The organism is Streptomyces sp. NPDC032721 (genome assembly GCF_055579625.1).
Window position 1 is genome coordinate 318,515 of record NZ_JBVIMX010000002.1, and the last position, 14,842, is coordinate 333,356.

Below are 14,842 nucleotides of genomic sequence, written 5' to 3' on the forward strand. Positions count from 1 at the left end.
CGCTGAGCGCGGGTCTGCATCCTGAGATCCGCGCTCACTTGTGAGCGTGATTCTCGCCACGCCTGATGATGTAGTTGCTCACATGAGCAGCAAATGAGGGATTGCACCTTTCCAAGGGGTGGCACTCGGTGCCACCCCTTCTTCGTTTCCCGGGTGAACCATTCCACTACGTTGCGTCGATGATCTGCGAAGGTCTATCAACGGAACGTAGTGCTGCGTATAAGTCTTGAACGTACTCATGGTTTTGCTCCGAAGTCCCCCCGGCTTTCGATCTGCTGGCGGACGGGTGGTTAAAGCCGTATGACGGTTAAGTGGACGTACCCAGACACCTTCGATCTGGGTATGTTCCTGGCCGTCAGGGCAGCCACCGCGTCTTCGAGGAGCCGAGACCCGTGTCGGAAAACAAAGAACCCCACGTACCGCAGTCGTCTTCGGCGCAGAAGTTCGTCTACGACTTCACCGAAGGCAACAGGGACCTCAAGGACCTGCTGGGCGGCAAGGGCGCCAACCTCGCCGAGATGACCAATCTCGGCCTGCCGGTGCCCCCCGGGTTCACCATCACCACCGAGGCCTGCAAGGTCTACCTCGACAGCGGTGAGGCCCCCAAGGAACTGCGCGACGAGGTGAGCGCCCACCTGGACGCCCTTGAGGCGAAGATGGGCAAGAAGCTCGGTCAGGCGAGCGACCCGCTGCTGGTCTCGGTCCGCTCGGGCGCGAAGTTCTCGATGCCCGGCATGATGGACACGGTCCTCAACATCGGTCTCTCCGACAAGTCGGTCACCGGGCTCGCCAAGCAGTCCGGCGGCGACGAGCGCTTCGCTTGGGACTCCTACCGGCGTCTCATCCAGATGTTCGGCAAGACCGTGCTGGGTGTGGACGGCGAGCTCTTCGAGGAGGCCCTCGAAGCGGCGAAGACGGCCAAGAAGGTCAAGGTCGACACCGACCTTGAGGCCGCCGACCTCAAGAAGCTGGTCAAGAGCTTCAAGAAGATCGTCTCGGACGCGTGCGGCAGGGACTTCCCGCAGGACCCGCGCGAGCAGATGGACCTCGCCATCAACGCGGTCTTCGACTCGTGGAACACCGACCGCGCCAAGCTCTACCGCCGCCAGGAGCGCATCCCCGGCGACCTGGGCACCGCGGTCAACGTCTGCTCCATGGTCTTCGGCAACCTCGGCCCCGACTCCGGCACCGGCGTCGCCTTCACCCGCGACCCCGCCTCGGGACACCAGGGCGTGTACGGCGACTACCTCCAGAACGCGCAGGGCGAGGACGTGGTGGCGGGCATCCGCAACACCGTCCCGCTCGCCGACCTGGAGTCGATCGACAAGACGTCGTACGACCAGCTCATGCAGATCATGGAGACGCTGGAGACCCACTACAAGGATCTCTGCGACATCGAGTTCACCATCGAGCGCGGCCAGCTGTGGATGCTCCAGACCCGCGTCGGCAAGCGCACCGCCGGTGCCGCCTTCCGCATCGCCACCCAGCTCGTCGACCAGGGCCTGATCGACGAGGCCGAGGCGCTCCAGCGCGTCAACGGCGCCCAGCTCGCGCAGCTGATGTTCCCGCGCTTCGACGAGGACGCGAAGACCCAGCTGCTCGGCCGGGGCATCGCCGCCTCGCCGGGCGCCGCGGTCGGCAAGGCGGTCTTCGACTCGTACACCGCCGTCAAGTGGTCGCGGTCCGGCGAGAAGGTCATCCTGATCCGCCGCGAGACCAACCCCGACGACCTGGACGGCATGATCGCCGCCGAGGGCATCCTGACCTCGCGCGGCGGCAAGACCTCGCACGCCGCCGTCGTCGCCCGGGGCATGGGCAAGACCTGTGTCTGCGGCGCCGAGGAGATCGAGGTCGACACCAAGCGCCGCCGCCTCACCGTCGGCGACACGGTCGTCGAGGAGGGCGACGTCGTCTCCATCGACGGCTCCTCCGGCAAGGTCTACCTCGGTGAGGTCCCCGTCGTCCCGTCCCCGGTCGTCGAGTACTTCGAGGGCCGGATGCACGCCGGCGCCGACGACGCCGACGAGCTGGTCGAGGCCGTCCACCGGATCATGGCGTACGCCGACCGCCGCCGTCGGCTGCGCGTACGGGCCAACGCCGACAACGCCGAGGACGCACTGCGCGCCCGCCGCTTCGGCGCCCAGGGCATCGGCCTGTGCCGCACCGAGCACATGTTCCTCGGCGAGCGCCGCTCGATGGTCGAGAAGCTGATCCTGGCGGACACCGACGACGAGCGCGAGGAAGCCCTCAAGGGCCTGCTGCCGCTCCAGAAGAAGGACTTCATAGAGCTCTTCGAGGCGATGGACGGCCTGCCGGTCACCGTCCGTCTCCTGGACCCGCCGCTCCACGAGTTCCTGCCCGACATCACCGAGCTGTCGGTGCGCGTCGCCCTCGCCGAGTCCCGCAAGGACGCCAACGAGAACGACCTGCGCCTGCTCCAGGCCGTGCACCGCCTGCACGAGCAGAACCCGATGCTCGGCCTGCGCGGCGTACGCCTGGGCCTGGTCATCCCCGGCCTGTTCACCATGCAGGTCCGCGCCATCGCCGAGGCAGCCGCCGCCCGCAAGAACGCCAAGGGCGACCCGCGTGCGGAGATCATGATTCCGCTCGTCGGCACGGTCCAGGAGCTGGAGATCGTCCGCGAGGAGGCCGAAGCGGTCATCGCCGAGGTCGAGGCGGCCCACGGCATAGACCTCAAGCTGGCGCTCGGCACCATGATCGAGCTGCCGCGTGCGGCCATCACGGCCGGTCAGATCGCCGAGGCCGCGGAGTTCTTCTCCTTCGGCACCAACGACCTGACCCAGACCGTCTGGGGCTTCTCCCGCGACGACGTGGAGGCGAGCTTCTTCACGGCGTACCTGGAGAAGGGCATCTTCGGCGTCTCCCCGTTCGAGACGATCGACAAGGACGGCGTCGGCTCGCTGGTGAAGCAGGCCGTCGAGGCCGGCCGCAAGACCCGCCCGGACCTCAAGCTGGGTGTCTGCGGCGAGCACGGCGGCGACCCGGAGTCCGTCCACTTCTTCCACGAGGTGGGCCTGGACTACGTCTCCTGCTCCCCGTTCCGTATTCCGGTCGCCCGGCTGGAAGCGGGCCGGGCCGCGGCCCAGGCGACGGGCAGCGACAGCCGCTGACCCACCGCGCGAGCGGCACCACCCCGTAAGACCACCGGATCCGCCCCCGGGACGTTGCAAGTCCCACCCTCACCCCCGGCGGCGGACCCGGGCCCATGACGAAGCGGCGGCACCCTGTGCGGGGGTGCCGCCGCTTCGGTGTGTACCCCTTTGCGCACGTGCCTCTTCCTGTGCGGTCCTGGGCGATTCTGGTGCGCACTCTTGTCGTCACGGTTCGGATACCGGTATAGACCACTGTGGATCGCTCGCGTCACCCCCCGCTCGTACGCCACGGACGTCCCCCAGGAGGACCCCCGCATGAGCAAGGAACCGCCGCCCCGCACCCGTGTCTCGCGCCGCACCCTCGTCACCGCCGTCGCGGTCGCCGGTGCCGCCACCGCGCTGCCGCTGCCCGCCCTCTCCGCGTACGCCGCCGAACCCGCTCCGCCGCTGCGCGAGCCCGCGAGGGCCGCCGACGGGACCAACGCCAGACCGGTCGTCGTCCCCGCCCTCCAGGAGTGGACCGGCGCCCGCGGTACGTACCGGATCGACGACGGCACCCGGGTCGTCGTCGAGGGCCGCGCCGACCGTCAACTCCTCTCCCTCGCCCGTACGTTGACCCAGGAGATCGCGGAAGTCACCGGCGTACGGATCGGCGCTCCCCGGCAGGGCGACGCCCGGCGCGGCGACATCGTCCTGCGCGTCGACCCGCGCGCCGCCCACCCGCAGGGCGGCGAGCGCTACACCCAGGAGGGATACGAACTCACCGCCACCGAAAGGGACCTGAGGATCGTCGCCCCCACCTACCGGGGCGCCTTCTACGGCACCCGCTCCCTCCTCCAGATACTCCTCCAGGACGACCGCCGCACCCGCGCCCCCGCCGGTACCGCCCGGGACTGGCCGAACTACCCGCTGCGCGGCTTCATGCTGGACGTCGCCCGCCGCTACTTCACCCCCGGCTTCCTCCGCGACTACCTGCGGATCATGGGCTGGTTCAAGCTCAACGACCTGCAACTGCACCTCAACGACAACGAGATCCAGGCCCCCGGCGGCGACTGGTCCAAGGCGTACGACGCCTTCCGCCTGCGCAGCGAGAAGAGCAGGTGGGACGGGCTCGCGGCGAAGGACGGTGCGTACGACCGCGCCGACTGGGACTCCTTCGAGGACACCGCCGCCGCGCACGCCGTCCAGCTCACCCCGGAGATCGACGCCCCCGCGCACTCCCGGTCCTTCGTGCGCTTCCGCCCCGACATCGGCCTCGGCGGGCCCAACAGCGACCACCTGGACCTGGGGAACCCGGACACGCTGACCTTCATGAAGGAGGTCTTCGACGAGTTCACCCCCTGGTTCCGCAGCCCCGAAGTGCACTACGGGGCCGACGAGTACACCGGCCCAGAGTCCCACTACCGCACCTACTTCAACTCCATGGCCGCCCATCTGCGCGAGAAGCTGAAGAAGCACCCGCGCGCGTGGGGCTCCCTGTCCCGGCTGACCACCGAGCCCGCCGCCTACGACAAGGACGTCACCGTCCACAGCTGGAACAACGGCTGGTACGGGCCGCAGGCCGCCAAGCGCGACGGCTTCACCGACCTCGTCAACACCAACGACGGGCTGCTCTACGTCGTCCCCTTCGCCACCTACTACCACCCCCTCGGCCTCGACGGCCGCTCCCTCTACGACAGCTGGGAGCCGCACGTCTTCCCCGGCGGCGAGAGCCTCGCGCCCTTCGACCCCGCCCTGCGCGGCGCCATGTCCGCCGTCTGGAACGACCTCGTGCACGCCACGTACACCGAGAAGGACGTGCACACCCTGATCGAGAAGACCTTCGGGGTGCTCGCCCAGAAGATGTGGAGCGGCGCGGCGGCCGGGGTTCCGTATACGGCCTTCACCGCGTCGATGCGGCGCGGGGCGCTCGGGCCCGGGCTGAAGGTGGTCGGACCGACGCTCGCCGAGCCCGATCAGATCTCCTTCGGCGCGGCTGCCTCGGCCTCTTCGTCCTCGTACGGTACGAAGCCGGCCGCCGCCACCGACGGCAGCCCGGTCACCCGCTGGAGCAGCCGCCCCGAGCGCTCGCCCTGGCTGACGGTGGACCTCGGGAAGGTGCGCGGGGTCGGCAGGGTGCGGCTCGACTGGGGGCAGGAGTACGGGCGTTCGTACGACATCGAGGTCTCGCGGGACGGGCACGGCTGGCGGACCGTGGCCGAGCGGCGCGGGCACCGGGCGCCGGGGCGCGACGAGCTCGCCTTCGACGCGGCCGAGGCCCGCTACGTACGGGTGCGCGGGCGGGAGGGCCGGGCCGCGCGCTACACCCTGTGGTCCGTGCAGGTCTTCGACGTGCCCGACCTGGCGCGCGGGCGGGCGACGGCCGCCTCGTCCGCCGAGGCCGCCCACCTGGGCGCGGCGCTGGCCACCGACGGTGACCCCGGGACGCGGTGGGCGTCGAAGTACACCGACGGGGAGTGGCTCTCGGTCGACCTGGGCGCGCCGCACCCGGTGCGGCGGATCCTGCTCGACTGGGAGGCCGCCGCGGGCAAGGACTACGACCTCCAGGTGTCCGGCGACGGCACCCAGTGGCGCACCGTCGCCGAGCGGCGTGGTCGGACCACCGCCGGGGAGGACGCCGTGGAGCTCGCGGAGCCGGTGGAAGCACGGCACATCCGGATGCAGGGGCGCAAGAGGCAGTCCGCCTACGGGTACTCGCTGTGGCGGTTCGAGGTCCGCCCGTAGCGTTCGTTGCCCCGCCCCGGCGTTCGGTTCTGTGCGGTTCCACCCGGCGCCAACCCACCTGCGCGAAGTGGCAGTTGAAAAGTGGACCTTCGCAGTACGGGCAGTGGACGGCGGGCGAAGCAGGAGAGGTGCGGGGCGCGCACCTCGGATCCCCACCCGTGGTACGCGCCCCTGCACCTCCGTCGGGCGGCCGGTGAGCCGGCCGTGCACACCGCCGTCAAGTGCGACGAAGCCCCCCACGGCCTTCGCCCCACCCTCTTGGTACCCGTTCGGCTCCGGTGCCCGACATGACAAAGCCTCTCGTTTCGGCCCAGCTGCCGCGAGGCGTTTCAACTCTGGCCGAAAGGCCGTGGTGACCGCGTGTGAGGGCGTGCATACTCGTCTGCGGGACGGTTGCGGATGCAACCTTCGGGCGAAGGTGGGGAGTTGGGCCGGTGGTGCTGCGTATCCACTTCACGGTGGAGGATCTCGCGCGGGTGCGGCTCGCCCCCCGGCCGGACGCCCTGTGGGAGACGGTCCTCAGCTTCCACCGGCTGCGCGACCGGCGCGGCGGCCGGGTGTACGGGCAGTGGCGCAAGGAGGCGCGGACCCGGCTCGGCGGCGGCGTCGGCCGGGACGCCAGGAGGACGCTCGCGTCCCTGGTGCCCGAGCGCGGCTACTTCCCCGACTTCCTCACCCCCGCGGAGGGCGTGGACGGCTGGGACGAGGGGCTTGAGGCCGTACGGGCCACCCCCGACAGCCGGGTGCACGGCGAAGTGGCCCTGCTGAAGGGCGAGGCGGCGCAGGCGCCGCGACTCGGCCCGCTGGTGGATGCCCTGGGCGACTATCACCGGGCGGCCGTCGCCCCGTACTGGACGCATCTGCACGCGCGCGTGGAGGCGGACCGGGCCGCCCGGGGGCGTGCCTTCCTCGACGGCGGTGCCGACGCGCTGCTGGCCTCCCTGCCGCCGGTGCTGCGCTGGCGCTCGCCCGTGCTGGAGGCGGACTACCCGGTGGAGCGCGAGGTGCACCTGCGGGGGCGCGGGCTGCGGCTCCAGCCGTCGTTCTTCTGTCAGGGGGCGCCGGTCATGCTGTACGACCCCGGGCTGCCGCCGGTGCTGGTCTATCCGGTGGCGCACACCCCGCCGCCCGCCCCCGCCACCGTCTCCAGCCCGTACCTCGGCCGGCTCGTCGGGCAGACCCGCTCGGTCGTGCTGCGCGCCATCGACCACGGCTGCACGACCAGCGAGCTCGCGGTGCGGGCCGGAGTGTCCCTCGCCTCCGCCAGCCAGCACGCGTGCGTGCTGAGGGAGGCGGGTCTTGTGGTGACACTCCGGCACGGCAGCGCCGTACTGCACTCGCTGACCCCGCTGGGCGCCGCCCTGCTCAGGGGCGGGGCGGCGGCCCCTGCGCCGCTGAGCTACGCGCGGAACGGGCCCGTCACCTCGTAGGTGATGCCGCCGGACGAACTGCCGCTGGTGCCGCGCTGGCTGGAGAAGTACAGGCGGCTGCCGTCGGGGGAGAAGGCGGGTCCGGTGATCTCCGAGCCGGACTGGCCGCCGATCCGCAGGAAGGGCGCCACCACGTCGTCCGGGGTGATCACGCAGATCTCCATGTTGCCGCCGTCCTCGGCGACGAACAGGTCGCCCGACGAGGTGCCGGTGACGTTGTCGACGCCGGTCAGCGGGGCGGAGCCGCCGGTGACCAGGGAGTCGTCGTAGACCAGGTCGAGGGTCTGCGCGGCGGCGTCGTAGCGCCACACCCGGTTGTCGCCCTTGGTGGTGAAGAAGCAGATGCCGCCCGCGTAGTAGCAGCCCTCGCCGCCGTTGAAGCGCTTGGCGCCGGAGACCTGGTCGCGGGTGGCCTTGGACGCGCCGGACGGGTCGGGGACCTTCGCCCAGGTGACGGGGCCGCTGGTGCCGGAGCCCATCTTGAGGACCTCCAGCTGGCCCGAGGCCAGGTTGCCCCAGCTGGTGGGCGTGAAGCGGTAGAAGCAGCCGTCGCTGACGTCCTCGGTCAGGTAGATCACCTTGCGGTCGGGGTCGGCGGCGGCCGCCTCGTGCTTGAAGCGGCCCATGGCGTCGCGGCGTTGGGCCGCCTTCACGCCCCACGGGTCACTCTCGTAGACGTACCCCCGGTCGACCTCCTCGCAGGACAGCCAGGTGTTCCACGGGGTCTTGCCGCCCGCGCAGTTCTGCCGGGTCGAGGAGAGGATCCGGTACGCGCCGGTGATCGCGCCGGTCGAGGAGAAGCGCACGGCGCCCGCGCCGCCGGACGGGTTGATCTCGGAGTTCGAGACGTATATCCAGCCCGTTCCGTCCGCGTAACAGGCCCCGCCGTCGGGGGCGTTGTGCCAGGTGTAGCCGGTGCCGGAGACCTTCTGGCCCGACCTGGCGATCACCCGGCTGCGGAAGCCGGCCGGCAGCTGGATGCCGTTGGCGTCGGCGCTGCCGAGCGCGCCGTAGGGGCCGGTGCCCGGCTGTGCCGGGTCGGCGTGGGCGGCGCCGCGCCACAGGGTGCCGCCGAAGGCGGTGACGGAGGTGGAGATGACGGCGGTGCGCAGGAAGGTACGACGTTCCATGAGTGCTCGCTCCATGGTTCCGGGGACGGGGAGGGGCTTCGATGCGGCTCTGGTGTGCCCCCGGAACCTAGGCGCGAGGGGTTGACGGTGTCTCAACTACCGGTGAAGACAAGGAGAATCAGTCGTCGATGCCGGACCTCTCCACGCCCGCCACGATCCACCGCTGGAAGAACAGGAACACCAGCAGCAACGGCAGGATGGAAACGGCCGCCGCGATGAACAGCTCGTGCAGCTTGACGGTCTGCGCGGTGTTCAGCGTGGACAGCGCGACCTGCACCGTCCACGACCGCTGGTCCTGGCCGATGACCAGTGGCCACAGGAAGGCGTTCCACGCGCCGATGAAGACGATCGTGCCGACCGCCGCGAACACCGCTCGCGAGTTCGGCACGACGATCCGCCAGTACGTACGCCAGTGGCCGAGCCCGTCGACGCGGGCCGCGTCCTCCAGCTCGCGGGGGAACCCCAGGAAGTACTGCCGGAAGACGAAGCACGCGAAGGCGGAGAACAGCGTCGGGATGATCAGTCCGCGCAGCGTGGAGATCCACCCCAGTGAGGACACCAGCACGAAGCTGGGCACGAAGGTGACGGCCGCCGGGACCATCAGCGTGCCCAGGATCGCGTAGAAGACCTTGTGGGCGTGCCGGTAGGGGATGCGGGCCAGCCCGTACCCGGCGAGCGAGGCGAGCAGCACGGTGCCGAGGGTGGTGGCGACGGCGATCAGCGAGGAGTTGAGCAGCGAGCGGGCGAAGGGGATCGCCGTGTCGTCGAAGAGCTCCCCGATGTTCCCCCACCGGAGGGCGGACGGGAAGAACGTCCACTCGGGGGAGGTGATCTCCGCATCGGTGGCCAGCCCGTTGCGCAGCAGCAGGTAGAAGGGGACCAGGAAGAGCAGCGCGAGCGCGACGAGCAGCACCACGCGCAGCGCCCGTCCCACCCGTACCAGAGCGTCGTCCATCGGGTCTCAGTCCTCCTTCCGGCCGAGGCCGAAGAAACGGGCCTGGAAGATCGTCACGACGGCGATGATCAGCGCCAGGATGATCGCGCCCGCACTGCCGAGCCCGAGGTTCTGCCCCTGGCCGAGCGCCGTGTAGTAGAGGTAGACGAGCGGCGGGCGGGCGTAGGGCGGATAGCCGCGCGAGTCGGAGAGCAGGTTGTAGAACTCGTCGAACGCCTGAAAGGCATTGATGACCAGGAGCAGGACGACCGCGACCGAGGTGGCGCGCAGCATCGGGAAGGTGATGTGGCGGAACACCTGCCAGCCGGGGCGGGCGCCGTCGACGGACGCGGCCTCGTACAGGGTGGGCGGGATGCGCTGGAGCCCGGCCAGGAAGAGGATCATGTAGAAACCGGCCTGGAGCCACAGCCGTACGGTCACGATGACCAGCCAGTACCAGGGCGGATCGGTGGTCGACAGCCAGGCGGTCTGGTCCGCGCCGAACCAGCCGAGCACCGTGTTCGCCAGCCCGAACCGCACCCCGTTGAAGATCGACATCTTCCAGATCAGGGCGGCGACGACGTACGAGCAGGCCGCCGGGAGGAAGAACACGGAGCGGAAGAATGCCTGCGCGAAGCGGAGCCGGTTGACCATCAGCGCCAGCGCCAGGGACAGCGCGTACGTCGCCGGCACGATGAACGCGGTGAACAGGACGAACGTGCCCAGGCTGCTGGTGAACGCGTCGTCGCGCAGCATCGCCGCGTAGTTGTCGAAGCCGACGAAGTCCGTCGGGGAGACGGTGTTGTGCGCGTCGAAGAAGCTGAGGTAGAGGCTCCACAGCAGCGGTACGTAGGTGAAGAGGCCGAGCCCGAGGGCGAAGGGGCCGACGAACACCCAGAACCAGAGGGTGCGGTTCTGGGTGCCGAAGATCTTGGACCGTCCTTTGGGTTCCGCCGTGGATCTCCGCCGGGCCCCCGGAGCCGTTCCCGTGCTCACTACGGCTTCTTCTTCACGCGCTGGAGTTCCTCGTTCGTCTTGCGCACGACCGTCTTCAGCTCGGTGTCCGGGTTGGCGCCGTCCTTGATGATGCGGCTCAGCGCGTCCTGGTACGCGGTCTGTGCGGCCGGGGTCCACAGCAGCGGCTGGGCGTAGCTGTTCTCGGTGGCGTACTTCACCGCGTCGGCGGCGGCACCCGACTTCAGCTTGTCCGCCTTCTTGGCGAGGGAGATACGGGCCGGGATGTGGAAGCCGTACGACAGGGCGAAGTCCGTCTGGAATTCGGCCTGTTCGATCCACAGCCACTTGACGTACTCCTTGGCGGCGGCCACCTGCTTGCTGCGCGCGCTGACCGCCGCCCCGTACGCCCCGATGACCACCGAAGGCTTTCCGCCCGCGCCGTCCTTCGGGAACTGCAGCACCCCGAAGTCGTCCCCGAGCGCCTTCTGCACGGCGGGCAGCGCCCACAGCCCCGACCACTGCATCGCGGTCAGCCCCTGGACGAACGCCGACGGGTCGGCCCAGTCGGTCGGCGCGCCGAGCAGCAGCGACTTGTCCGCGTACAGCTGCCGCAGCTTGCCGAGCGCGCGGGCGGCGGCCGGGTCGTCGAAGCCGACCTTGCCGTCCTCGGTGACCAGGGAGAGGCCCGCCGCGTAGAGCGGGGTGCCGCCCAGGGCGCCGACGCCGCCGTCGTTCCCGAGGAAGAGCCCCTTGGTCTTCTTGTCGCCGGACTCCGTCAACTCCTTCGCCGCGTCCACGAGTTCGTCGAGGGTGCGGGGCGGCTGGACGCCGGCCTTCTCCAGCATGCTCCTGCGGTAGAAGAGCAGCTGCATGTCGATGACCTGCGGCACGGCCCAGATCTTGCCGTCGAACGTCTTGGGGGCGAGCACGGCCGGATTGAAGTCGTCCTTGACACCGTCGAAGAGGTCGGTGAGGTCGGCGACCTGTCCGCCCCGGATCTGGTCCAGGCTCGGCCCGTTGACCTCGAAGACATCGGGGCCGGTCGCGGTGAGGAGGGCCGCGGCGGTCTGCTGGTCGTAGTTGCCGGGCCGCCACTGCACGGTGACCTTGGTCTTCTTGTACGCCGCCGCGTACCGCCGTACCGCCTGCTCGGTGCCCGACTCGCCGTACTGGTGGTACCACTGGGCGAGCCCCTCCCCGCCGGGGCCGTCCCCGCCGTCCGGGCCCGGGGTCGAACTGCCGCCGCCGCGACCGGTGTTGGAGCCGCACGCGGTGAGCGCGCCGGTCAGGGCGAGGCCGGAACCTGCGGCGAGGAGATTTCTGCGACTGATGGACATGCCTTGTTCCCCCACTGGTTGATCGACGGGACCGGGCCATGGTGAAGCCGGACGGCCCAACGATCAACCATGCGACGGGATTACGGCCAGGGTGTTGCGACGGCATGACCGTCTCCCGGCACCTTTGCCGTCAACGCTCCAGCAGGTCCTTCAGGGCTGTCAGGTGCGCCGTCCAGAACTGCTTCGCCGCCGCCACGGCTTCGGCGTCGGCGAGCTTGGTGTGGGCGAGGGCGACGACGGTGCGGTCCTCGCCCTTGGCGGTGACGCCGACCGAGAGGCGGCCCGAGATGCCCGCCCGGGGGTGGGTGTAGTCGGCGGTCAGGGACTTGCCGGGCCGGTGCGTACGGAGCGCGAAGTCGCCCCCTGGCAGCCAGCGGCGGCGTACCGCCTCGTCGGTGAAGGCCTCCAGGGCGGGGGCGGGAGCGGCGGCGACCGTACGGCTCGCACCTGCCTGCCAGTCGCCCGTGGAGGACTGGCCGGGCTTGCGGAGCCCGCGTTCCTGCTCGTACGCGACGGTGACGGACTGGGCGTACCAGCCGCCGACGCCGTGTTCCTCGACGAGGTGGCGGGCGATCTCGGTGTGGGTGCGGGTGGTGGCGTCCCAGGCGTCCAGTGCGGCGAACCAGGCGGGCCAGTCCTTGCCGGTCTCGGCGTACAGGGCCTCGCCGGAGAGCTTCTCGACGATGCTCCTGCCGGCGGGAGCCCGGCCTTCCGAGGCCCGGTCTTTCGAGGCCCGGTCTTCCGAGGGGACGCCGTTCGAATTCTTTGGCATTTTTCTTCCCGTGGGGCGATGAGTTTTCGGATCACCCCCGGTCTACATCTGTGAAAGGCGGCGGCAGTGGGGCCGCGCCGGACGAGAGAGACGAGAGACCACACCATGTCGCAGTACCAGCAGATGATCTTCGTGAACCTTCCCGTCAAGGACGTGGAGGCCTCCAGGAACTTCTTCGCCCGGCTGGGCTTCGCGCACAACAAGCAGTTCAGCGACGACAACACCGCCTCGATCGTCATCAGCGACACCATCGTCGTGATGCTGCTGAACGAGCCGCGCTTCAAGGAGTTCGTGCCCAAGGAGATCGCGGACACCTCGACCCGCGCCGAGGCGATCATCGCGCTGAGCGCCGAGAGCCGCGCCAAGGTCGACGAGCTGTGCGACGCGGCCCTCGCCGCCGGCGGTACGCACTCCAAGGACCCGCAGGACTACGGCACCATGTACGGCCGCTCCTTCCAGGACCTCGACGGGCACAACTGGGAGGTCATGTGGATGGACCCGTCGGTCGTCGAGGGCTGAGCCCTGCGCGTCACGCGTCGGTGCCCGTTTTCGGGTACGTGACGCCGGTGAGCTGCTCGGATGCCGCCCACAGCCGCTCACCGGCGATGTTGTTACGGGTCCAGGGCGCGCGCCACGACGGGGCGGGTGCGCCGCGCCAGCCCTGGAGGCGGGGGCCGGTGAAGGAGTCGGGGCGCACCTCGGCGGCGGTGGCCGCGTAGAGGGTGGGCAGTGCGCCCGCCTCCGCGCTCTGGGCCAGGAACCGGGTGGCCGTGTCGATGATTCCGGCGATCCGCCTGCGCCCCTCCATGTTCGGGCCCGCCGTCATCAGGTTGGTGTGCGCGTAGCCCGGGTGGGCTGCGGCGGCGAGCAGGTCCGAGGTGCCGTGCAGACGGCGGGCGAGCTCGTGCACGAAGAGGAGATTGGCCGACTTGGAGCGGGCGTACGCGATCCAGCGCTGATAGCGGTGCTCGCTGTTGAGATCGCCGATCTCGATGTTGGCCAGTGCGTGCAGTGAGCTGGACAGGCTGATCACGCGGGCGCGCGGGGTGGCGAGCAGGTGGGGGAGCAGGAGCCCGGTGAGGGCGAAGTGGCCCAGGTGGTTGACCCCGAACTGCGTCTCGAAACCGTCGACGGTGCGGCCACGGGGGAGGGCCATCACTCCGGCGTTGTTGATGAGGAGATCGAGGCGGGGCGAGTCGGCGGCGACGCCTGTGCCGTCGCTGGTGCCGGGCTTCGCGTACGACGTCGCGAACTCCCGTACAGACGACAGGTCCGCCAGGTCGAGCGGCCTGAACTCCACGTACGCGCCCGGGACTTCGCGCCGGACGTGTTCCTCCGCCGCCCTGCCCCGCCCCTCGTCGCGGCACGCGAGGATCACGTGCGCGCCGCGACGGGCGAGCTCCCGGGCCGTGACCAGACCGATGCCGCTGTTGGCGCCGGTGACGACCGCGGTGCGGCCGGTCTGGTCGGGGATGTCGCTCGCGTTCCAGCCGGTAGTCATGCGGCCAGCGTACGAGCCGGGAGGTGACCAGGGGCTACGCGGAGGCCCCGCCGTCGACGACCAGGTCCGTGCCGACGGAGGACGCGGCGTCGTCGGAGGCCAGGTAGAGCACGGCCGCCGCCACCTCGGAGGCGGTCGTGATCCGGCCGAGCGGCGATTCCGACTTCATCCGGACGGCCCGCTCGGCGTCCGTCTCGCCGGGCCGCAGCGACATGGCGGACTCCGAGGCGCCGGGGCTGACCGCGTTGATCCGGATGCCCTCGGCGATGTGGTCCAGGGCGGCACCCCTGGTCAGCGCGGACACGGCGGCCTTGGAGGTGAGGTAGCCGGTGACGTTCGGGATGCGGGTGTGGGCGCCGAGGTTGGAGGCGATGTTGACGATCACGCCCTTGGTGCCGGGGGCCGCACCGCCGTCCTCGCGGGGGTTCTGGGCGCGCATCTGGTGGACCTCGGCCCGCAGTGCGTTCAGGACCCCGGTGACGTTGATGTCGAGGAGGGTCTGCCAGTCCTCGGCGGGGAGGTCGGCGACCGGGGCGCCGCCCCGGAAGACCCCGGCGTTGTTCACCGCGATGTCGAGACGGCCGAACTTCTCGACGGTGTGCGCGACCAGTGCGGTGACGTCCTCGGCCCGTGTCACGTCGGCGGTGAACGCGGCGGCGGTGCCCCCGGCGGCCGCGATCAGCGCGACCGTCTCCTCGATCGGAGCCGCGGTGCGCCCGGCGACGACCACCCGGGCGCCCTCGGCGGCGAAGGCGAGCGCGATGCCCCGGCCGAGACCGGAACCGGCGCCGGTGACGAGCGCGGTACGGCCGGAGAAGCGGGCGCGGGTGGGGGTGGCGAAGGCGGTTGCGGTGGCGGTAGTCATGAGGAGGATTCCCGTCTCTCTATAAAGAACGATCGGTCAAATATCGATGCCGGAAAAACGGGACCCCGGCTACGGGTCC

11 protein-coding genes are annotated in these 14,842 nt (G+C 70.4%); 4 read left to right on the plus strand and 7 right to left on the minus strand.

The window, feature by feature from the left end:
* Nucleotides 1–392 precede the first annotated feature (392 nt).
* The 3 genes from ppdK to ACZ5PB_RS07635 all read left to right on the plus strand — a co-directional run bounded on the left by ppdK (nucleotide 393) and on the right by ACZ5PB_RS07635 (nucleotide 7,267).
* Nucleotides 393–3,131 (plus strand): pyruvate, phosphate dikinase, encoded by a 2,739-nt coding sequence (gene ppdK / locus ACZ5PB_RS07625; protein ID WP_468688697.1) that lies wholly within the window; start codon nucleotides 393–395, stop codon nucleotides 3,129–3,131.
* Between the two features lie 297 nt (nucleotides 3,132–3,428).
* Nucleotides 3,429–5,837: a discoidin domain-containing protein gene (locus ACZ5PB_RS07630; RefSeq protein ID WP_468688698.1), complete on the plus strand. Its 2,409-nt coding sequence runs from the start codon at nucleotides 3,429–3,431 to the stop codon at nucleotides 5,835–5,837.
* Between the two features lie 437 nt (nucleotides 5,838–6,274).
* The gene (locus ACZ5PB_RS07635; protein WP_468688920.1) at nucleotides 6,275–7,267 is read left to right on the plus strand and encodes an ArsR/SmtB family transcription factor; all 993 of its coding nucleotides are present in this window, start codon (nucleotides 6,275–6,277) and stop codon (nucleotides 7,265–7,267) included.
* Here the strand turns inward: ACZ5PB_RS07635 and ACZ5PB_RS07640 are convergent.
* The 5 genes from ACZ5PB_RS07640 to ACZ5PB_RS07660 all read right to left on the minus strand — a co-directional run bounded on the left by ACZ5PB_RS07640 (nucleotide 7,237) and on the right by ACZ5PB_RS07660 (nucleotide 12,397).
* Nucleotides 7,237–8,397: an alkaline phosphatase PhoX gene (locus tag ACZ5PB_RS07640; protein WP_468688700.1), complete on the minus strand. Its 1,161-nt coding sequence runs from the start codon at nucleotides 8,395–8,397 to the stop codon at nucleotides 7,237–7,239. The genes ACZ5PB_RS07635 and ACZ5PB_RS07640 overlap by 31 nt on opposite strands.
* 118 nt (nucleotides 8,398–8,515) lie before the next feature.
* Nucleotides 8,516–9,352, minus strand: a complete 837-nt coding sequence (locus ACZ5PB_RS07645; RefSeq protein WP_468688702.1) for a carbohydrate ABC transporter permease — start codon at nucleotides 9,350–9,352, stop codon at nucleotides 8,516–8,518.
* Between the two features lie 6 nt (nucleotides 9,353–9,358).
* On the minus strand, nucleotides 9,359–10,261 hold the full coding sequence (locus ACZ5PB_RS07650; RefSeq protein WP_468688922.1) for a carbohydrate ABC transporter permease: 903 nt from the start codon (nucleotides 10,259–10,261) through the stop codon (nucleotides 9,359–9,361).
* A gap of 65 nt (nucleotides 10,262–10,326) precedes the next feature.
* Nucleotides 10,327–11,625 carry an ABC transporter substrate-binding protein gene (locus ACZ5PB_RS07655; protein ID WP_468688703.1) on the minus strand — a complete coding sequence of 433 codons (1,299 nt, stop codon included), beginning with the start codon at nucleotides 11,623–11,625 and terminating at the stop codon, nucleotides 10,327–10,329.
* A 130-nt stretch (nucleotides 11,626–11,755) separates the two neighbouring features.
* Nucleotides 11,756–12,397 (minus strand): hypothetical protein, encoded by a 642-nt coding sequence (locus ACZ5PB_RS07660; protein ID WP_468688705.1) that lies wholly within the window; start codon nucleotides 12,395–12,397, stop codon nucleotides 11,756–11,758.
* Between the two features lie 105 nt (nucleotides 12,398–12,502).
* Here ACZ5PB_RS07660 and ACZ5PB_RS07665 point away from each other — a divergent pair, with 105 nt between their 5' ends.
* Nucleotides 12,503–12,916 (plus strand): VOC family protein, encoded by a 414-nt coding sequence (locus ACZ5PB_RS07665; RefSeq protein WP_468688706.1) that lies wholly within the window; start codon nucleotides 12,503–12,505, stop codon nucleotides 12,914–12,916.
* Nucleotides 12,917–12,926: 10 nt separating this feature from the next.
* Here the strand turns inward: ACZ5PB_RS07665 and ACZ5PB_RS07670 are convergent, their stop codons facing one another.
* Together ACZ5PB_RS07670 and ACZ5PB_RS07675 are read right to left on the minus strand one after the other, a co-directional pair.
* Entirely contained in the window at nucleotides 12,927–13,898 is a 972-nt protein-coding gene (locus ACZ5PB_RS07670; protein ID WP_468688708.1) for an oxidoreductase, read from the minus strand.
* A gap of 34 nt (nucleotides 13,899–13,932) precedes the next feature.
* Nucleotides 13,933–14,763: an SDR family NAD(P)-dependent oxidoreductase gene (locus tag ACZ5PB_RS07675; protein WP_468688710.1), complete on the minus strand. Its 831-nt coding sequence runs from the start codon at nucleotides 14,761–14,763 to the stop codon at nucleotides 13,933–13,935.
* Nucleotides 14,764–14,842: the final 79 nt, after the last annotated feature.